The sequence below is a fragment of the uncultured Aliiroseovarius sp. genome, assembly GCF_947492455.1.
GTDB lineage: Bacteria > Pseudomonadota > Alphaproteobacteria > Rhodobacterales > Rhodobacteraceae > Aliiroseovarius.
Genome location: NZ_CANLNB010000004.1, coordinates 45,055 through 63,507, shown reverse-complemented (window position 1 = coordinate 63,507; position 18,453 = coordinate 45,055). Strand labels below are relative to the sequence as shown.

Genomic DNA, 18,453 nt, shown 5'->3' with positions numbered 1-18,453 from the left:
CTTTATTCTATGGGGCGAAGATCAGCCCTTCTTCAGATCTGCGATCAGCCGGTCCAAATCCCCCTTGCGACGGTCCAGCATCGCGCCGATTTCCTTACGCTCGGACTTCACGATCGAGATGCCTTCGACCTGCATGTCGATGAATTTGCCATTCTTGGCAGCAACGACAAACACAACGTCAAAGGGCGAATGCCCCCGCAGCGTTGTCTTGGTCAGAACTTCAAACCGGGTTTTCACCTGAGTTGTGCTGACAACATCAATGCGCCCGCCCTCGAACTCGCGAAAGCGGCTGCCATAACGGCGTGCCATATAGGTGCGGAAGGCTTTGACGAAGGCGCTTTTCTGCGCGGCGCTGGCCGACCGGCCATCGGGGCCGAGCGCGGACAGGGCGATGAAGTTCACATCGGCATATTGTGCGAACACATCTTCGAAACGCTTGATCATCGTCGCCTCGGGTGCGCCCGAGTTGATGATCGCGTTGATGTCACGCACAACCTTGCCGATCAGGCTTTCCGCCTGAGACGCAGAGATCGCGGCCAAGGCACGCCCCGGCATCGCAGCCAAAACGCCCAGTCCAGCCAACCCACCAACAAAGGCGCGGCGTGTCATAGAGGTCTCGTTACCCATCATACGCATCGTAAATATCCTCAAGCTCGTCATCTTCCACTTCAACGCCCAGCTCGTAACGGCGCGAGTCCAGATAGTAGAGTTGCATCAGCTCATAGCCGGTTTCGCTCTCGTAAAATTCATCCACGGTATCGCTGAACTGGTAGCGATCACCAAACTTAGACAGAACCCAAGCCGCTTTGGGCAGGTGTTTCACGTCAGTCGGCAAGGCCCAGCTGAGCGGGTTAAAGGCGAAGTCCACCACGATCCCGACGGCGTCACGTTCGGTCGATGGGCCGAAGAAGGGCAGAACCACATAGTCCCCTTCCGACACACCCCAAACGTGCAGAGTTTCACCAAAATCGCTGCCGCGTTCTTCTAGACCAATATCGGTCGCTACGTCGAAAATGCCAAGCAGACCTAACGTAGAGTTGAACACGAAGCGGACCGTGTTGTGGACGGCGTCTTCGACATTGCCCTGCAACAGGTTGTTCGCGACCACGCCCGGCAAGGACGCATTGTCCGAGAACGCCGAGACCGAGTCGCGCACGGGTTGGGGTAGCACGGTGCCATAGGTGTCAGAGGCGGGAGACACAAACACGCGATCCAGCTTGATGTTGGCACGGTGGGTGCGGCGGTTCTGTTCCGCATGCGGATCGTCATAGCCAGAAGGCGTGGGCGCTGTTGCACAAGCACTTAGCCCCATCAGCGCCAGACCGGCCAGCACCACCACATATTTTGAATTTCTTTTCGTCACGTGAACTATCACTAATCTTGGTGTTATCTGCTTATTCCGGCAACACATAGTAGATGTAGCCCTAATGCACAGATGTTAAGGCTTCTGCAGCATTTGAATGTGACTATTTGGCGACAGGTACAAGCAGAATCCCGCCAAGCGTATGCTGTTCGACGGGCTGCTGGCAAGCAATCGCAGGAACAAGCTAGACCGACATGAAACAGAACCAACTGCTTCAAGGGCTGGAGGAACTCCGATCTAAGCGCCGCAAGTTGCGCGGATTGATGTGGGCCGTCGCGCTGTTCTCGGTCTTCGTGAACCTGCTGATGCTGACAGCGCCGATCTATATGCTGCAGCTCTATGATCGGGTGCTGGGCAGCCGCTCCGAGGCAACGCTGATCGCCCTGACCCTGTTGATGGGCTTCCTGTTTCTGATGATGGGCATTCTGGATTATGCCCGGGCCCGCATTCTTGCGCGGGCCGGGGCGCAGTTTCAGGCCTCGCTTGATCATCGGGTGTTTTCGGCCGTCCTGCGCCAACCAATCAAGGAGGGCGGCACCACGGCAGGTCTGAAGGATCTTGAGGCGGTGCAAAAACTGCTGTCCAGCCCGGTTATTACAGCCGCCTTCGACATCCCGTGGACTCCGGTCTTCCTGCTTGCCATCAGCATCTTTCACCCGTGGCTGGGCATTCTGGCCATCGTGGGCGGGGCGGTATTGATCGGCATCACGGTGCTGAACCAGGTCATGACCAAGGGGCCGTTGACCACAGCCACCATCGCGGCACACCACGCGGATCAATTGGCCGAACAGATGCATGTCGAGGCCGAAATGGTCCGCGCGCTTGGCATGTCCAGTGGAGCGTATAAGCGGTGGCATCAGTCGCGCGAGGTGTCGCTGTACGAAAACCTACGCGCTTCGGATCTGTTGGGGCAGTTTTCCACCATGTCCAAGACGTTCCGCCAGTTCCTGCAATCCGCAATGCTGGGACTTGGGGCGTATCTGGCGTTGAAGGGCGAGATCTCGCCGGGTGCGATGATCGCGGGATCAATCCTGTTGGGCCGCGCCCTGGCGCCTGTCGATATGGCGGTGAACCAGTGGCAACTGGTACAGCGCGCGCGGTCTGGCTGGCAGGCTCTGGCCGAGCTTTTGGCCGAAACGCCACCGGAACAAGAACGCACCGCTTTGCCGCGCCCTGACGCAAAACTGAGCGTGGACAAGCTGACCGTCATTCCCCGCGGGGCAAACCGCGCCGTTCTGCGACAGGTCACGTTCGACTTGAACCCCGGCGAAGCATTGGGCGTCATCGGCCCCTCCGGCTCGGGAAAATCGACTCTGGCACGGGTGCTGACGGGCGTTGTCACCCCCGATGCAGGTACGGTGCGCCTGGGTGGCGCGTCGCTGGACAACTACACGCCTGACGCATTGGGACGCTATATCGGTTATCTGCCCCAGCGGGTGCAGATGTTCGAAGGCACGATTGCCGAAAATATCGCTGGGCTTGAGCTGCAACCAGACGCCACCGCCGTCGTGGCCGCGGCCCAGATGGCCGGTGCGCACGACCTGATCCTGTCGCTGCCCGATGGCTATGACACGCGGCTTGCACCGGGTGGCGCACCCCTGTCTGGCGGTCAGATGCAGCGCGTCGGGCTGGCCCGCGCGATCTATGGCGACCCGGTCATTCTGGTGTTGGACGAGCCGAACTCAAACCTCGACAACGAAGGCACGCAAGCGTTGAACAACGCGATCCGTGCCGTGAAGGACCGCGGCGGTGCCGTGATGATCATGGCCCACCGCCCTGCCGCCATTCGGGAATGTGATCTGCTTTTGATCATCAACGATGGCGTCGCCCGCAGCTTCGGCCCGCGCGACGAGGTGCTAAACAAGCATGTTCAGAACGCGCAGCAAATCCAGACAGCGCAGACGAGCGGGGGCACGCAATGACACAGGCACCCGACGCTCCGAACTTCTCGGCCCGCCGCCCGCTGATCCTTGGCTTCATCGCCTTGCTGGTCCTGATCGGCGGGTTTGGCACGTGGTCTGTTGCCAGCAAACTGTCCGGCGCCGTGATTGCCGAAGGGCAGGTGCAGATCGAACAGAACCGCAAGGTCGTTCAGCACCCGGACGGGGGTGTCGTGACCGAGATCTGGATCAAGGAAGGCGACGCGGTGCAGGCGGGCGATGTGTTGGTACGCTTGGACGCAGCGCAACTGGCCTCGCGCCTGACCATCATCGAGGGTCAGTATTTCGAGCTTCTGGCCCGCCAAGCCCGGTTCGAGGCCGAGCGGGACGGCACGGACATATTGGCATTTGATCCCGAACTGATCGACGTCGCCGCGAAAAATCCGGAAATCGACAGCCTCATGCAGGGGCAAATTCGTCTGTTTTCCTCGCGTATGGACGGGCTATCGACACAGCTTGAACAGCTCGACAAACGCAAGACTCAGATCTCGCGCCAACTGGACGGTTTGGACGCGCAGACGACTGCGCTAGGTGAACAGCTGTCCCTGATCCAAGAAGAACTGACAAACCAACAGACCCTGCTGGACAAGGGTCTGTCGCAAGCCTCGCGCGTGCTGGGCTTGAAACGCGAGGAAGCGGGTATTTCCGGACGGCTGGGCGAGCTGTCGGCCGCGCGCGCCGAGGCCGAGCTGCGTATCACCGAAACCGAGCTGCAAAGCATCGGACTGCAAACCGACCTGCGCGAACAGGCGATCTCGGAACTACGCGATTCCCGCGCCAACACCCGCGATCTGGCCGAACAGCGCCGTAACCTGCTGGAACAACTGGACCGCTTGGAAATCCGCGCACCCGTCACCGGCGTCATCCACGGGTTGCAGGTCTTTGCGGAACGCGCAGTGATCCAACCGGCACAGCCCTTGCTGTATGTCGTTCCGCAAGACCGCAATTTGGTGATCAACGCGCGGATTGAACCGCTGCATGTCGATCAGATCTATGTCGGCCAGACCGTGTACCTGCAGTTCCCGGCCTTCAACAGCCGCAAAACCCCGGACCTTTTGGGACATGTCACGCGTATTTCGGCGGATTCCTTCGTGGATGACGTAACCGGGCAGGCCTACTATCTGACCGAAATCCAGATGAATGACGGCGAGATTGATCGCCTGCCGGAAGGTGCGGTGCTGATCCCCGGCATGCCGGTCTCGGCCTTCATTCGCACCACGGATCGCAGCCCGATCCTATATTTGGTCGAGCCGCTGTTGGACTATTTCAAGAAAGCCTTCCGCGAGTCCTGATCACCGCGACGGGGAAAAGCGCGAAGGCGTCGGTTTCCCCCTTCCCATGATCCCGGACGCGGGCTAGCGTCCGGACAACGCCTGCCTGTCAGGCAAGTCAAACGAAAGGATCGCCCGATGAGCGCTTTTGAAACCCGCCTTGCAGAACTGGGCGTCACCCTGCCCGACGCCCCTGCCCCCGCTGCCAACTATGTGCCCTACGTTCAGGTCGGAGACCTCGTGCATGTCTCGGGTCAGATCTCGATGAAGGATGGCGCGTTCCTGACCGGAAAGCTGGGTGACGACATGAGTGCCGAAGAAGGTGCCGAAGCCGCACGCAGCTGCGCCATCGCCCTTTTGGCCCAAGTGAAAGCCGCCTGTGGTGGCGATCTGGACCGCCTGCAACGTGTGGTGAAGCTGGTGGGTTTTGTGAACTCGACCGCGGATTTCGGTGATCAGCCGAAAGTGATCAACGGCGCCTCGGACTTTATGGTCGAAGCACTGGGCGACGCGGGTCGTCACGCCCGTTCCGCTGTCTCTGCCGCCAGCCTGCCCTTTGGCGTGGCCGTCGAAATCGAAGGCATCTTCCAGATCAAATGACGCGCACACCCGTCCCGCTGCCGCAAAGCTTCTTTGACCGGCCGATTGCTCACCGCGCCTTGCACGACCTATCGGCAGGCCGCCCAGAAAACTCGCGCGCGGCCATTCGGGCCGCTGTGGACGCGGGCTATGGGATCGAGATTGATCTGCAAATGTCGAAAGACGGGCAGGCCATGGTCTTTCACGACTATGACCTGTCCCGCCTGACCGGCGTCAAAGGCCCGGTGCGCCAGCGCAATGCGGTCGAGCTGGGCGGCATTGCGCTGACCGGCGGGGACGAGGGCATTCCAAGCTTCGCCGAGGTACTGGACATCGTCGCTGGCCGCGTGCCTCTGTTGGTCGAGCTGAAAGACCAGCACGGCGCGATGGGACCGCATGATGGCGTGATGGAGAAAGCCACGGCGAAAGCGCTGGAAGGCTACACCGGAGACGTCGCGGTCATGTCCTTCAATCCCCATTCGGTTGCCGAATTTGGCAAGCACAACACTACCTTACCTCTTGGCCTGACGACCGAGGCCTACACGGACGAAGACACCGCGCTTCTGCCAGCCGCCACGCGCGCCCACCTGCGCGACATCCCTGATTTCGATCGGGTCAGTGCAAGTTTCATCAGCCACGACGTGCGCGATCTGGACAATCCTGCGGTCACACGCCTGAAGGAGCGCGGCGTGCCGGTTCTATGCTGGACCGTGCGATCGCAAGAGGTCGAGGCCGAGGCCCGCAAGATCGCCGACAACGTGACGTTCGAAGGCTATCTGGCTTGACCCGTCCAGCCCTCTGCCCCTCAATAGGACCGTGAGCGAAACCCAAGTCGACATCCGCACCCACCAATCCCTTGCCGCCATCCGCGCCGAGGATTGGGATGCCTGCGCCTGCCCCGAACGGGCCGCGGGCGGGCGGGCTTTGGACCCGTTCACCACCTATGCCTTTCTGTCTGCGCTGGAGCGTTCGGGATCGGTCGGGGAAAGCACGGGCTGGCATCCACAACACCTGACGGTCCACGCAGGCGATCAGGTCATCGCAGTGATGCCGCTCTATGTGAAAACCCACAGCCAAGGCGAATACGTGTTCGATCACGGCTGGGCAGATGCGTACGAGCGTGCCGGGGGAAGCTATTATCCGAAATTGCAATCCGCCGTCCCGTTCTCGCCCGTTACGGGCCGCCGGTTCCTGACCCGCCCCGGGCATGCGCAAATCGGGCAAGCGGCCCTTGTACAGGGCATGGTGCAGATCGCCGCGGACAATCAGATCAGCTCGGCCCATGTGACGTTCTGCACGGGGGAAGAGGCTGCGGCGGGCAAGGCGATGGGGCTCTTGACCCGCGAAGGGCTGCAGTACCATTGGCAGAATGACTGCTACGCGGATTTCGATGCGTTTTTGAGCGCGCTGAGTTCGCGCAAGCGCAAGCAGATCCGCAAGGAACGTCGCATTGCGCAAGGCTTCGGCGGACAGATCCTGTCGCTCACCGGCGACCAGATTCGACCAGAACACTGGGATGCCTTCTGGCATTTCTATCAGGACACTGGCGCCCGCAAATGGGGCCGCCCCTATCTGACCCGTGCCTTCTTTGATCAGCTTCATGACACGATGGCCAAGGATGTGCTTCTGGTGCTGGCCGAACGCGAGGGCCGCCCTGTAGCCGGTGCGCTAAACGTGATCGGCCGCGATACGCTGTTCGGTCGCTATTGGGGCTGTGTCGAGGACCACCCGTTTCTGCATTTCGAGCTGTGCTATTATCGGGCCATTGACTATGCCATTCAGCACGGGTTGGACCGTGTCGAGGCCGGCGCGCAGGGCGAGCACAAACTGGCGCGCGGCTATCTGCCCGTCACCACCCATTCGCTGCACTGGATCAACGACCCCGGCTTTCGCGAGGCCGTCGATCAGTTTCTTCAGTCAGAACGCAAGGCCGTGGCGCAGGACATCGACATCCTGACCTCCTACGGCCCGTTCAAATCCGTGGATGTGTCGGAACACGACTGATGGGCTTAGCCCTGAATGGCCTCGAGCATCGCCTCGCCCGCCGAGATGCCGCACATGCCGGGGTTGTCCTCGATATGCAGGATCTTCACCTCGCCATCCACCACATAGGCACCATAGCGTTTCGAGCGGTTGACCAGACCCACATGCGGCGCGGTGAAGTCCATGCCGACCGCCTTGGTATACTCGGACAAGGCATCCGACAGGAACACCAGCCCGGCCTCGGCGGCGCCGGTCGCATCTGCCCAAGCACTCATGACGAACGGATCGTTGGCGGCGATACAGATCACATCGTCCACTCCTGCCTCATCCAGCGCGGGCTTGGTGCGGATATAGCTGGGCACATGGGCAGTCGAACAGGTGCCCGAAAACGCACTGGGCACAGCAAAGATCACCACGTTGCGCCCGGCCAGCAGGGACGACAGGCTGACAGATTCGGGGCCTTCAGCCCCCATCCGCAGCAGATTTACATCAGGTAACGTGTCACCAACACTTAGGGTCATTCGCGCATTCCTTACTTATGATTCAGTAAATTGACTTTTGACTTCTTTCGGCGCCATGTCATCCAACAATCTTGTGTAGAGACAGAATGCCAATCGTTGCCAAAGCAACTATTTTCGGCCTATCGTCCCCTGACAGAAACGCGGAGAAAACCATGAGCCATATCGTCGTGATCGGAGCCGGACAGGCCGGAGCATCGCTGGTCGCCAAACTGCGCAATGCGGGCTTCGACGGAGAGGTCACTTTGATCGGCGCCGAAAACGCACCGCCCTATCAGCGCCCGCCCCTGTCCAAGGCCTATCTGCTGGGCGAGATGGAGCTGGAGCGGCTCTATCTGCGCCCCGAAAATTTCTATGCCGACCAGAACATCACCCTGCGGCTGGACACCCGCGTGGACGCAATTGATGCGGCAGCGAAAGAGGTCGTGATCGGGGACGAGCGTATCGCCTATGACCAACTGGCCATCACCACCGGATCGACCCCGCGCTATCTGCCTGCTGCGATTGGCGGCGATTTGGACGGCGTGCACGTGGTGCGCACCTTGGCCGATGTGGACGGCATGGCGCCCGAGTTCTCCGAAGGCCGCAGCGTGTTGATCATCGGCGGCGGCTATATCGGGCTGGAAGCCGCAGCGGTGGCTGCCAAGAAAGGTTTGAAGGTCACGCTGGTTGAAATGGCCGACCGCATCCTGCAACGTGTCGCCGCGCCCGAGACCTCGGACTATTTCCGCACACTGCACACCGCGCACGGCGTCGATATTCGCGAGGGCGTCGGGCTGGACCGCCTGACCGGTGAGGGCCGCGTAACGGGCGCCACCCTGTCGGACGGCACCAAACTGGACATTGATTTCGCCATCGTCGGTGTGGGCATCGCCCCCGACAGCGCGCTGGCCGAAAGCGCGGGGCTTGATCTGGACAACGGCATCAAGACCGATGCGCAGGGCCGCACTTCGGATGCGTCGATCTGGGCGGCGGGCGATTGCGCGTCCTTCCCCTATCGCGGCGCGCGGATCCGTCTGGAAAGCGTCCCCAACGCCATTGATCAGGCCGAGATCGTCGCCCGCAACATGCTGGGCGAAGGCGTCGACTATGTCGCCAAGCCGTGGTTCTGGTCGGATCAGTATGACGTGAAGCTGCAGATCGCGGGGCTGAACACGGGCTATGACAATATCGTCACCCGCCCCGGCGACAAGGATGGCAGCGTCAGCTTCTGGTACTATCAGGGCAACACGCTTCTGGCTGTGGACGCGATGAACGACCCGCGCGCCTATATGGTTGGCAAGCGGCTGGTCGAAGGCGGGAAGTCGCCCGACAAAGCCGCCGTGGCCGATCCGGGGACCGAGTTGAAAGCCCTTCTGGCATGAGGATCATCGCAGGTCGTTTTCGCGGGCTTGCGCTGGCGAGTGTCGGCAAAGGGGACGCGGGCGCACATCTGCGCCCCACCACCGACCGCGTGCGCGAAAGCCTGTTTTCCATGCTGACCGGCGGGCGCTTTGGCGACCCGATCGAAGACGCCCGCGTGCTGGACCTGTTTGCAGGCACGGGCGCGCTGGGGCTTGAGGCGCTGTCGCGCGGGGCGTCCCATGTCACCTTGGTCGATGACGGGCGCAAAGCGCTGTCGCTGATCCGCGAGAACATCCAGAAATGCCGCTGCGCGGATGAGGCAACGATCCTGAAACGCGACGCCACACGTCTGCCCGAAGGCACGCCGCATGACCTGATCTTTCTGGACCCGCCTTACGGCAAAGGGCTGGGCGAAAAGGCGTTGGCGGCGGCGATCAAATCCGGTTGGGTCGCCGACGGCGCGCTGATCGTGTGGGAGGACAACACGCCGGTGATCCCGCCGGCGGGCGTTACCCAGCTGGACAGCCGCCGCTATGGCGACACGGTGATCACGATCTGCGAATACGCAGGGTCGTAGAAGGCACCACAGATTCAACGAAGATTCGGTGACTAGGGGGAAACCTGAAAAAGTTTCCCCTAAGTCAACTTTGCGTTCATCCCCAGGTCGGATGGAACTTTCCAGCAGGCGACAGGGTGAAGATCTCGCACCCGTCCGCAGTCACGCCGACCGAGTGTTCGAACTGCGCCGACAGCGACTTGTCGCGGGTGATCGCGGTCCAGTCATCAGACAGGATCTTGGTTTCCGGGCGGCCCAGATTGATCATCGGCTCGATGGTGAAGAACATGCCTTCTTCCAGCACAGCACCGGTGCCGGGGCGGCCATAATGCAGGACGTTGGGCGGGGCGTGGAAGACACGGCCCAGACCGTGGCCACAGAAATCGCGGACGACGGACATGCGCTGTGCCTCGGCATATTTCTGGATGGCGTGACCGATATCGCCGAACGTGTTGCCCGGCTTGACGGCGGCGATGCCCTCCATCAGCGCGTCATGGGTGACTTGGATCAGTCGATCCGCGAAGGACTTGATCTTGCCCACCTTGTACATGCGGCTGGTGTCGCCATACCACCCATCGACGATCACGGTGACGTCGATGTTCAGGATATCGCCCTCGACCAGCTCGTCATGCTTGCGACCGGTTTTGTCATTCTTCATCTTCGGCGTTTTCGAGCCGGGAATGCCGTGACAGACCACATGGTTCAGCGAAATACACGACGCGTGCTTATAGCCCTTATAGCCAATGGTGGCCGACACGGCGCCCGCCTCGTCCACCATCGCTTCAATCGCGGCGTCCAGCTCGGCGGTGGTTACACCGGGGGCAATCATCGGGGCCACACGGTCCAGAATCTCAGCCGCCAGCTTACCCGCTGCATGCATCCCTGCGAAATCCGCCGGGTCATAGAGGCGAATGCCTTCCTTGGTTACGCGCATCTTGTCGTCCATGGTGGTTTCCTTCTTCTGCCCCCTAGATAGGGCCTTCAGACCAAAGACGCCAGAGGGGCTGCAACATCGACCCCAGACGGCGAAATGCGTGTGCCCAAAACGATCACCTCGACCCCGGCGGCGCGGGCCGCATCAAAGGCCTGCCCATAGGCGGGATCAATATCGCGGGCCAGATCGAACCGGTCGCAATCGGTGCGCTGCACCAGATAGAGCATCACGGCCCGGTGGCCCTCGCCGACCATATTCGCCAGCTCGCCCAGATGCTTGGTGCCGCGGGCGGTCACGCTGTCGGGAAACTCGGCCAGACCGGGCTGGCGGGACAGGGTGACAGACTTCACCTCGACATAAGTCAGGCCTTCGCCTTCCAGCAGGAAATCAATGCGGCTCTTCTCGCCGTATTTCACCTCGGCCCGGACGGTGTGATAGTCGCCCAGCCCCGACACGACCCGCGCCTCAAGCGCGGCCTTCAGCGCGCGGTTCGGGACCGAGGTGTCCACGCCGGTAAAATGCCCATCCGCATGCTCGACCAACCGCCAACCAAACTTCAGCTTTTTCTTGGGGTCATCGTTAGGCTCAAGCCAGATTTTCGAGCCCGGCTCGGCCAGCCCCATCATCGATCCGGGATTGGCGCAATGGGCCGTGACTTCGCGACCATCTGTCAGCAGGCAGTCGGCAAGAAAGCGTTTATAACGACGGACAAGCGTGGCGGGCACAAGAGGGCTGGGAAATTCCATACCTCGGGCCTATACCGGAAACAGGAAAGGAACAAGCGATGCCCAACCCCTCTGCCGCAATGCTGGTGATCGGAGACGAGATTCTATCGGGCCGGACGCGGGATGCGAATATGCATCACCTTGCAGGTCGCCTGACCGAACACGGTATCGACCTGAAAGAGGTGCGCGTGGTGTCCGACGACGCCGACGCCATCGTGACCGCCGTGACAGCCCTGTCCGCTGGCTATGACCATGTGTTCACCTCCGGTGGCATCGGGCCGACACATGACGACATCACCGCCGATTGCATCGCCCGCGCCTTTGACGACCATATCGACATTCGCGACGACGCCCGTGATCTTCTGGCCGCCTATTACGCCGAAAACGGCCGCGAGTTTAACGAAGCCCGCCAGCGCATGGCGCGCATCCCGGATCGGGCCACGCTGATCGACAACCCTGTCTCGATCGCGCCCGGATTTACGCTGGAAAACGTGCATGTGATGGCAGGCGTCCCATCCGTCTTCAACGCGATGGTCGAAAGCGTTCTGCCCAGCCTGACCGGCGGAGCGCCTTTGGTGTCACGCACCGTGCGGATCGACCGAGGGGAAGGCGATATTGCGGGTCCGTTGGGGCAGCTTGTGCAGAACTATGCTACGCTCAGCTTTGGATCCTACCCGTTCATCGAAAACGGCGCGTTCGGCGTCAACATTGTTATTCGCGGCACGGATGCGGCCCTGATAAAGGACGCCGCCCGTTCGCTTCAAGACCAGTTCAAGGAGGCCACATGACAACGCCCCATCTTCCTACCCCCGAACAACTGATCGAGGTCTGTGAAGCCACCTGGCCCCCGGCCGCCACGCACCGCGTCGGCGCGTGGGTGGTGCGTGATGGCGCGGGCGGTGGCAAGCGTGTGTCCGCCGCGACCGAGAACTGGCCGACCACCGAAGCCGACCTGCCCGCCGCTGAAAAAGCGATGCGCGACATGGGCATGGATCCGCTGTTCCAAATCCGCGCAGGTGACGAGCATCTGGACGAGATGCTGGCGCAACACGGGTACGAGATCGTGGATCCGGTCAACATCTGGGTCATCCCCGTGGCCGAACTGACCCGCGAGCCTTTGCCGCCCGTGTCCGCCTTTGCGATCTGGCCCATGCTGTCGATCATGACCGAGCTCTGGGAAGCCGGCGGCATCCATGAACACCGCCGCGCCGTGATGGAGCGCGCGGATTGCCCCAAGACCGCCCTTCTGGCGCGCACCGATGACACGCCTGCAGGCGTTGGCTTTGTGGGCATCCATGACGGCATTGCGATGGCGCACGCCCTACATGTGGACACCAAGCTGCGTCGCATGGGCACTGGACAGAATCTGTTGAAACAGGCCGCCAAGTGGGCCGAAGATCAAGGCGCCGAATTCTTGTCGCTGATCGTGACCCAAGGCAACCACGCTGCAAATCCGCTGTATGCAAATCTTGGCATGCATCTGGTTGGGCACTACCATTACCGTGTGAAACGCTAAGAAGGATACAGCATGGCGCGCAAAACAAACGGTGTCACCGCCCTTGACCTGCCGATGGTCGACCCTCTGCCCGAAGACATCCAGAAATACTTCGACATCTGCGATGAAAAACTGGGGCTGATCCCGAATGTGCTGCAAGCCTATGCCTTCGATATGGCAAAGCTGCGCCCCTTCATGAACATGTATAACGAGGTGATGCTGGACGACAGCGGGCTGTCCAAGCTGGAACGCGAGATGATCGCGGTGGTCGTCAGCTCGATCAATCGGTGCTGGTATTGTCAGGTCGCTCACGGTGCCGCCGTGCGTCAGCTATCGGGCAATCCAATGCTGGGCGAGGCGATGGTGATGAACTGGCGCATGGCCGATCTGGATGAACGTCAGACCGCGATGCTGACCTTCGCGGAAAAGATCACCAAAGCGTCCTCGGAAACCTCGGAAGCCGATCGTCAGGCGCTGCGTGATGTTGGATTCTCGGATCGGGATATCTGGGACATTGCGGCGACGGTCGGGTTCTTCTCGATGTCCAACCGCATGGCATCCGCCGTCGGAATGAAACCAAACGACGAATACCACGCCCAAAGCCGATGATCCTGCCCCGCCGCCTGCTTGCCCTTGCCTGTGTGGTCGCCACGCTGCCCTTCGGGGCCGTGGCACTCGACCTACCCGCGGGGGCCAGGCTGCAGGCCGAGGTTTCGGAAACCGGTCAGGCCGAGATCGCCACAAGTCGTTTCGACGGCGCGGCGGTTCCGGCCATCACCGCGACCGGCCATGTGAACAGGCAGGCGTGGCGCGTCCCCGGCCAGACCGGGCGCAGCTATCAAATTCTGACCGCCCTGCGCGAGCAGTTGCTACAGGACGACTATAACTTCCTGTACCAATGCCAAGCCGTGTCCTGTGGCGGGTTCGATTTCCGCTTTCAGGTGGGGCATTTTCAGTCCCCCGACATGTTCGTTGATCTGGCGGATTATCACTTCCTAAGCGCCCGCAAGGATGACAGCTTTGCGCAAATTCTGGTCAGCCACAGCGCGCAGGACGCGTTTTTCGAGCTCACCTTTGTAACGCCTTCGAAGGACAGCGCGCCTGTACTGACGACGACAGAGGCGGCGCCGATTGCTGCGCCCCAGCCCAGCGACCCGCTGGATGTTCAGCTGTCGACCCTTGGGCATGTGGTCCTGTCCGGCCTGTCCTTCGCCACCGGATCCGCTCAACTTGCCGAGGGCGACGTACCCGCCCTGTCCGAACTGGCCGCGTATCTTAGCGCAGACCCAGCCCGACGGGTGGTTCTGGTCGGGCATACGGATGCCGAGGGCAGTCTGGACGGCAATGTCGCTCTGTCCCGCAAACGTGCGACGTCGGTAATGGAGCGTCTGATCACCGGCTATGGTGTGGATGCGGGCCAACTGTCTGCTGACGGCGTGGGCTATCTGTCCCCCTTGACAGGGAATGCCACCGCCGAAGGGCGCGAGTTGAACCGTCGTGTGGAAGCGGTGCTTCTGAACACCAACTAGCGCATACAAAAAGCGGCGGGACCAGCCCGCCGCAGATGCTCTTCGCTTTTACTGCTCTGCCTTTACCAGATGTCTGGCCCTTTGTTTGCAAAGGCTTGCACCAGAAAATCAATGAACGCGCGCACTTTGGGCTGCGTGAAACGACCCGGGGGGTACACCGCGTAAATCCCCTGAATGTCGGCGGGCAGTTCTGGAATGGCCTCTTCCACCAAACCCTGCTCTAACGCGTCGGCGTAAAGGAAGCTGGGCAGATAGGCGATGCCCAGACCCGAGATCGCCGCGTTCAACAGCGACTGCCCGTCATTCACGCTGAGCCACCCGGCCGAGCGCACCTGCCGCAACTCGCCCGACGGGGCAGGGATCTTCCACATATTGCCCGAGCTTTGGCTGGAATAGTGCAGAAGCTTGTGATTGTTCAGATCGTCAATACGTTGGGGACGTCCGTAGCGCTCGAAATAGGCGGGGCTTCCGACCATCTTCCGCGTCGTTTCGGCGATCTTACGCGCCCGCAGCGAACTGTCTTCCAACTCGCCCACGCGGATCGCCATGTCGAACCCTTCCGAGATCAGCTCGACATAGCGGTTCGCCAATTCCATGTTCACGGTGACGTCTGGAAAATCCTTCAGGAACTCGCCCAGAACTGGGCTCAGGTGGTTGACGCCGAAATCTGTCGCGACCGAAATCCGCAGCATCCCCGCAGGGGCCGACTGCATCGACGTGACCAAGGCATCCGCCTCGCCTGCATCATTCAAAACGCGCCGCGCGCGGTCGTAATAGGCAAGTCCAATCTCGGTCGGGCTGACGCGCCGTGTCGTTCGGTTCAGAAGCCGCGCACCCAAACGCGCTTCAAGACTGGACACATGCTTTGATACAGCAGACTTCGAGATCCCCATCTTCTTGGCGGCATCTGTGAATCCCCCTTGATCCACGACAGTTGCGAATGCCTCCATTTCGGTCAATCGATCCATCACTCACTCTCTAAAAAAATTCTCGCAGCCATATTTGTATCGCCACAAATTGGGGCAAGACTGTGAAGACCTGCCGACATTACAGGGGTAATTCGGTTTATGTTTACGAATTGGAAACGAGACAATTTTATCGACCCCAATCCGATCACAACCTCAGGCTGCACGGACTGATGGGCTTGCTGGTGAAAGCTGCCAAACCTCAACTAAAGAAGAAGCACGCGGGCATGCGCCCACCCTAACGTAAGGTAAACACAACCTCTGCGATTGCCATCCAAAGCGGTAGGCTGAGGGCGGACAGCAGGGTCGTTTGTGCAATCAATGTGGCCACAAGGCGGCGATCTGCCCCAAATGCGGACGCAAGCACATGCGCAGCGGACGCCGTAGGCAGCGCCGCAAACACCACAAGGACCGAGGCCACACCCGGCGACAGCCCCAGGATAACGCCACAAGCCAGCGCGAAGGCCGGCAGGGCCACCAGTTTGATGCCCGAGATCGCCGCGCTGAACCGGTTCAACCGCGCCAAGGCCTTCCACTCCATCGTGGCCCCGATGGACAACAGCGCGATCGGAATGGCGGCTTTTGCCAGCAGATCCAGCGGTGCCATAATCGGCTGCGGGATTTGGATTTTCAGAAGCCCGACGCACAGACCGGACAGGCTGGCCAACAGGAAGGGGTTCAGCGCGATCTTCAGAAGCGTCTGTTTCAGCCCCATCGCGCCGCCACGGGACAAGGCGCTGACCGCAAATAGGTTTGCAACGGGCACGCCCATACCAACGGCCACGGCCATTTCGCCCAGCCCGCCTTGCTGCAATAGCCCCACAGCGACCAGACCCAGCGCGGTATTGAAGCGCCACGTGACCTGCCACGCGCCCGCGAAATCCAGAAAACGATTCGGCCCAATGCGGCGGGTCAGCCAGCCCAGCGCCAGCCCCATGCCCAGAATGGCCCAGACCACCGGGGCCATGGTGATGACCTGTGCAATCTCGATTGGGCGGCTGGCGGCGGCGACGAACAAAAGGGCGGGGAACAGGATCTCGAAATTCAGGCGATCCAGCCCCTGCCACGCGTTATCCGACAGGCGCCCACGCACCAGCCCGCCCAGCCCAATCAGAAGGAAGCTGGGCAGAAGTCCCAAGAAGATCGATAGGAATAGCATAGGGCCCTCATTCAGGCCCCAGCTGTTAGAGCGAGGCCGCCAATCGCGATCCTTGGTCGATGGCCCGCTTGGCGTCAAGCTCGGCCGCGACATCTGCGCCACCAATGATGTGCGCGGTAATACCTTTCTCGGCCAGCTGATCAAAAACTGTGCGCTCAGGCACTTGGCCCGCGCAAAGGATGATGTTGTCGGCCTCGATCACACGCGGGTTTTCCCGCGCTTCGCCCGAGCTGACCATCAGCCCTTCGTCCGAGATGCGTTCGTAGTTCACGCCGCCCTGCATCTCGACACCCTTCATTTTCAGCGTCGCGCGGTGGATCCATCCGGTGGTCTTGCCCAACCCCTTGCCCAGCGCCTGTGCCTTGCGTTGCAAAAGCACGACCTGACGTGCGGGGGCTTCCGGCTTCGGCCCTTCCGGGGCCAATCCGCCCCGCGCCTCGCCCGGATCGGTGACGCCCCATTCGGCCAGCCATTCCTCTAGGTTCTCGGTCGGGCTTTCGCCCGCCTGTGTCAGATACTCCGCAACATCAAATCCGATGCCACCCGCACCGATGATGGCCACCTTGCCACCCACGGGCGCCTCGTGGCGCAGCACATCGATATAGGACAGGACATTCGCTCCGTCCTGCCCGTCGATCTGCGGATCACGGGGCGAGACGCCGGTGGCGATCACCACCTCGTCAAAGCCAACCAGATCATCAGCAGACACCTCGCGCCCCAATTGCAGATCAATGTCCGAGGCACGGACCATCCGGTCATACCACTCGACCAGCCCAATGAATTCTTCCTTGCCAGGGATTTTCTTGGCCATGTTCAGCTGCCCGCCCACCTGATCGGCGCGGTCAAACAGCGTGACCTTGTGACCGCGTTCATCCGCGACCAAGGCCGTCGCCAGCCCCGCAGGCCCAGCGCCCACAATGGCGATAGACTTCGGCGTGTCGGTCAGGTCATAGCTCAGCTCGGTTTCGTAGCAGGCACGTGGGTTCACCAGACAGGTCGAGATCTTGCCGCCAAAGGTGTGGTCCAGACAGGCTTGGTTACAGGCGATACAGGGCGCGATCTCATCGGCGCGTTCCTCGGCGGCTTTGACCACGAAATCCGGATCCGCCAGGAACGGGCGTGCCATCGACACCATGTCGGCCGCGCCGCCGGCCAGAACCTCTTCCCCCACATCGGGCGTGTTGATCCGGTTCGAGGTGATGACCGGGATCGACACCTGCCCCATCAGCTTCTTCGTGACCCATGTGAACGCTGCGCGCGGGACCGAAGTGGCAATCGTCGGGATGCGTGCTTCGTGCCAGCCAATGCCGGTATTGATGATGGTTGCGCCAGCGGCTTCGATTTCCTTGGCCAGCTGGATCACCTCGTCAAAGGTGGACCCGTTCGGCACAAGGTCAATCATCGACAGGCGGTAGATTACGATAAACTCCGGCCCCACGGCGGCGCGCACGGCTTTCACGACCTCTACGGCCAAACGCATCCGGTTCTCATACGAGCCGCCCCAGCGGTCTTCACGCTTGTTGGTGTGGGTCACAAGGAACTGGTTCAGGAAATAGCCTTCCGACCCCATAACCTCGACCCCGTCGTAGCCCGCTTCTTTGGCGCGAGCAGCAGCAGTAGCAAAATCGTCGATCTGTTTCTGAATACCGTCCTCGTCCAGCTCTTTCGGCGGGAAGGGCGAGATTGGGGACTTTACCGGGCTGGCCGACACGCAGTTCGGCCCATAGGCATAGCGACCGGCGTGCAGAATCTGCATGGCAATCCTGCCGCCTTCCGCATGCACCCGATCCGTAACCGTCTTGTGGTTGGCAATGTCTTCGTCCGAGAACAGCCCAGCCGCACCGGGGAACACGCCGCCTTCTTCATTCGGAGACATGCCGCCCGTCACGATCAGGGCCGCGCCACCGCGAGCACGCGCCGCATAGAACTCGGCCACGCGGTTCCAATCGCCGCGTTCTTCCAATCCGGTGTGCATCGACCCCATAAGGACGCGGTTTTTCAACGTGGTGAAACCAAGGTCGAGCGGGGCAAGAAGATGTGGGTAGCGGGTCATAGCGGTCCTCGGGCTGCCTGTTTCCCGAAATATTGACGC

General features: G+C 61.1%; 19 protein-coding genes. 11 read left to right on the top strand and 8 right to left on the bottom strand.

Annotation, left to right across the window (positions count from 1 at the left end; genetic code table 11):
- Positions 1–21 precede the first annotated feature (21 nt).
- Positions 22–609: a phospholipid-binding protein MlaC gene (locus Q0677_RS10210; protein WP_298909288.1), complete on the bottom strand. Its 588-nt coding sequence runs from the start codon at positions 607–609 to the stop codon at positions 22–24.
- A gap of 10 nt (positions 610–619) precedes the next feature.
- Positions 620–1,363 carry a VacJ family lipoprotein gene (locus Q0677_RS10205; RefSeq protein ID WP_298909286.1) on the bottom strand — a complete coding sequence of 248 codons (744 nt, stop codon included), beginning with the start codon at positions 1,361–1,363 and terminating at the stop codon, positions 620–622.
- A 194-nt stretch (positions 1,364–1,557) separates the two neighbouring features.
- On the opposite strand from Q0677_RS10205, the gene Q0677_RS10200 reads away from it, so the two are divergent.
- The 5 genes from Q0677_RS10200 to Q0677_RS10180 all read left to right on the top strand — a co-directional run bounded on the left by Q0677_RS10200 (position 1,558) and on the right by Q0677_RS10180 (position 7,157).
- The gene (locus tag Q0677_RS10200) at positions 1,558–3,285 is read left to right on the top strand and encodes a type I secretion system permease/ATPase (protein WP_298909284.1); all 1,728 of its coding nucleotides are present in this window, start codon (positions 1,558–1,560) and stop codon (positions 3,283–3,285) included.
- Complete coding sequence (locus Q0677_RS10195) at positions 3,282–4,595, top strand: HlyD family type I secretion periplasmic adaptor subunit (protein WP_298909283.1); 1,314 nt, start codon at positions 3,282–3,284, stop codon at positions 4,593–4,595. Before Q0677_RS10200 ends, Q0677_RS10195 begins: the two co-directional genes overlap by 4 nt.
- Positions 4,596–4,712: 117 nt before the next feature.
- Positions 4,713–5,174 carry a RidA family protein gene (locus tag Q0677_RS10190; RefSeq protein WP_298909282.1) on the top strand — a complete coding sequence of 154 codons (462 nt, stop codon included), beginning with the start codon at positions 4,713–4,715 and terminating at the stop codon, positions 5,172–5,174.
- Complete coding sequence (locus Q0677_RS10185; protein ID WP_298909281.1) at positions 5,171–5,938, top strand: glycerophosphodiester phosphodiesterase family protein; 768 nt, start codon at positions 5,171–5,173, stop codon at positions 5,936–5,938. The genes Q0677_RS10190 and Q0677_RS10185 overlap by 4 nt, the downstream gene beginning before the upstream one ends.
- A gap of 31 nt (positions 5,939–5,969) precedes the next feature.
- Positions 5,970–7,157 carry a GNAT family N-acetyltransferase gene (locus Q0677_RS10180; RefSeq protein WP_298909279.1) on the top strand — a complete coding sequence of 396 codons (1,188 nt, stop codon included), beginning with the start codon at positions 5,970–5,972 and terminating at the stop codon, positions 7,155–7,157.
- 5 nt (positions 7,158–7,162) lie between these two features.
- Here the strand turns inward: Q0677_RS10180 and Q0677_RS10175 are convergent, their stop codons facing one another.
- The gene (locus Q0677_RS10175) at positions 7,163–7,657 is read right to left on the bottom strand and encodes a peroxiredoxin (RefSeq protein ID WP_133489010.1); all 495 of its coding nucleotides are present in this window, start codon (positions 7,655–7,657) and stop codon (positions 7,163–7,165) included.
- Positions 7,658–7,809: 152 nt separating this feature from the next.
- Here Q0677_RS10175 and Q0677_RS10170 point away from each other — a divergent pair, with 152 nt between their 5' ends.
- On the top strand, positions 7,810–9,018 hold the full coding sequence (locus Q0677_RS10170; RefSeq protein WP_298909275.1) for an FAD-dependent oxidoreductase: 1,209 nt from the start codon (positions 7,810–7,812) through the stop codon (positions 9,016–9,018).
- Positions 9,015–9,575, top strand: coding sequence for a 16S rRNA (guanine(966)-N(2))-methyltransferase RsmD (rsmD, locus tag Q0677_RS10165; protein ID WP_298909273.1), 561 nt, complete (start codon positions 9,015–9,017; stop codon positions 9,573–9,575). Before Q0677_RS10170 ends, rsmD begins: the two co-directional genes overlap by 4 nt.
- Before the next feature lie 76 nt (positions 9,576–9,651).
- Here rsmD and map read toward each other — a convergent pair whose 3' ends face one another.
- On the bottom strand, positions 9,652–10,500 hold the full coding sequence (gene map, locus Q0677_RS10160) for a type I methionyl aminopeptidase (RefSeq protein WP_133489003.1): 849 nt from the start codon (positions 10,498–10,500) through the stop codon (positions 9,652–9,654).
- 35 nt (positions 10,501–10,535) lie between these two features.
- Complete coding sequence (sfsA, locus tag Q0677_RS10155; RefSeq protein ID WP_298909268.1) at positions 10,536–11,234, bottom strand: DNA/RNA nuclease SfsA; 699 nt, start codon at positions 11,232–11,234, stop codon at positions 10,536–10,538.
- 38 nt (positions 11,235–11,272) lie between these two features.
- On the opposite strand from sfsA, the gene Q0677_RS10150 reads away from it, so the two are divergent.
- Genes Q0677_RS10150 through Q0677_RS10135 form a run of 4 tightly spaced genes read left to right on the top strand, consistent with a single transcriptional unit; the run spans position 11,273 to position 14,237 of the window.
- Entirely contained in the window at positions 11,273–12,001 is a 729-nt protein-coding gene (locus Q0677_RS10150; RefSeq protein ID WP_298909266.1) for a molybdopterin-binding protein, read from the top strand.
- Complete coding sequence (locus Q0677_RS10145) at positions 11,998–12,729, top strand: GNAT family N-acetyltransferase (RefSeq protein WP_298909264.1); 732 nt, start codon at positions 11,998–12,000, stop codon at positions 12,727–12,729. Before Q0677_RS10150 ends, Q0677_RS10145 begins: the two co-directional genes overlap by 4 nt.
- 12 nt (positions 12,730–12,741) lie before the next feature.
- Positions 12,742–13,317 carry a peroxidase-related enzyme gene (locus Q0677_RS10140; protein ID WP_298909262.1) on the top strand — a complete coding sequence of 192 codons (576 nt, stop codon included), beginning with the start codon at positions 12,742–12,744 and terminating at the stop codon, positions 13,315–13,317.
- Positions 13,314–14,237, top strand: coding sequence for an OmpA family protein (locus Q0677_RS10135; RefSeq protein ID WP_298909261.1), 924 nt, complete (start codon positions 13,314–13,316; stop codon positions 14,235–14,237). Before Q0677_RS10140 ends, Q0677_RS10135 begins: the two co-directional genes overlap by 4 nt.
- A 62-nt stretch (positions 14,238–14,299) precedes the next feature.
- Here the strand turns inward: Q0677_RS10135 and Q0677_RS10130 are convergent, their stop codons facing one another.
- From Q0677_RS10130 to Q0677_RS10120, 3 genes are all read right to left on the bottom strand, one after another.
- A complete protein-coding gene (locus Q0677_RS10130) occupies positions 14,300–15,205 on the bottom strand; it encodes a LysR family transcriptional regulator (protein ID WP_298909259.1) in 906 nt (301 codons plus the stop codon).
- A gap of 235 nt (positions 15,206–15,440) precedes the next feature.
- Positions 15,441–16,361 carry an AEC family transporter gene (locus tag Q0677_RS10125; RefSeq protein ID WP_298909257.1) on the bottom strand — a complete coding sequence of 307 codons (921 nt, stop codon included), beginning with the start codon at positions 16,359–16,361 and terminating at the stop codon, positions 15,441–15,443.
- Between the two features lie 25 nt (positions 16,362–16,386).
- Positions 16,387–18,414, bottom strand: coding sequence for an NADPH-dependent 2,4-dienoyl-CoA reductase (locus Q0677_RS10120; RefSeq protein WP_298909255.1), 2,028 nt, complete (start codon positions 18,412–18,414; stop codon positions 16,387–16,389).
- Between the last annotated feature and the right edge of the window lie 39 nt (positions 18,415–18,453).

Coding starts and splice junctions, on each gene's coding strand:
- Q0677_RS10145 (WP_298909264.1), top strand. CDS start 11,998: ATGACAACGCCCCATCTTCCTACCCCCGAACAACTGATCGAGGTCTGT.
- Q0677_RS10135 (WP_298909261.1), top strand. CDS start 13,314: ATGATCCTGCCCCGCCGCCTGCTTGCCCTTGCCTGTGTGGTCGCCACG.
- Q0677_RS10195 (WP_298909283.1), top strand. CDS start 3,282: ATGACACAGGCACCCGACGCTCCGAACTTCTCGGCCCGCCGCCCGCTG.
- Q0677_RS10140 (WP_298909262.1), top strand. CDS start 12,742: ATGGCGCGCAAAACAAACGGTGTCACCGCCCTTGACCTGCCGATGGTC.
- Q0677_RS10190 (WP_298909282.1), top strand. CDS start 4,713: ATGAGCGCTTTTGAAACCCGCCTTGCAGAACTGGGCGTCACCCTGCCC.
- Q0677_RS10170 (WP_298909275.1), top strand. CDS start 7,810: ATGAGCCATATCGTCGTGATCGGAGCCGGACAGGCCGGAGCATCGCTG.
- sfsA (WP_298909268.1), bottom strand. CDS start 11,234: ATGGAATTTCCCAGCCCTCTTGTGCCCGCCACGCTTGTCCGTCGTTAT.
- Q0677_RS10175 (WP_133489010.1), bottom strand. CDS start 7,657: ATGACCCTAAGTGTTGGTGACACGTTACCTGATGTAAATCTGCTGCGG.
- rsmD (WP_298909273.1), top strand. CDS start 9,015: ATGAGGATCATCGCAGGTCGTTTTCGCGGGCTTGCGCTGGCGAGTGTC.
- Q0677_RS10200 (WP_298909284.1), top strand. CDS start 1,558: ATGAAACAGAACCAACTGCTTCAAGGGCTGGAGGAACTCCGATCTAAG.
- Q0677_RS10185 (WP_298909281.1), top strand. CDS start 5,171: ATGACGCGCACACCCGTCCCGCTGCCGCAAAGCTTCTTTGACCGGCCG.
- Q0677_RS10130 (WP_298909259.1), bottom strand. CDS start 15,205: ATGGATCGATTGACCGAAATGGAGGCATTCGCAACTGTCGTGGATCAA.
- map (WP_133489003.1), bottom strand. CDS start 10,500: ATGGACGACAAGATGCGCGTAACCAAGGAAGGCATTCGCCTCTATGAC.
- Q0677_RS10210 (WP_298909288.1), bottom strand. CDS start 609: ATGACACGCCGCGCCTTTGTTGGTGGGTTGGCTGGACTGGGCGTTTTG.
- Q0677_RS10125 (WP_298909257.1), bottom strand. CDS start 16,361: ATGCTATTCCTATCGATCTTCTTGGGACTTCTGCCCAGCTTCCTTCTG.
- Q0677_RS10150 (WP_298909266.1), top strand. CDS start 11,273: ATGCCCAACCCCTCTGCCGCAATGCTGGTGATCGGAGACGAGATTCTA.
- Q0677_RS10120 (WP_298909255.1), bottom strand. CDS start 18,414: ATGACCCGCTACCCACATCTTCTTGCCCCGCTCGACCTTGGTTTCACC.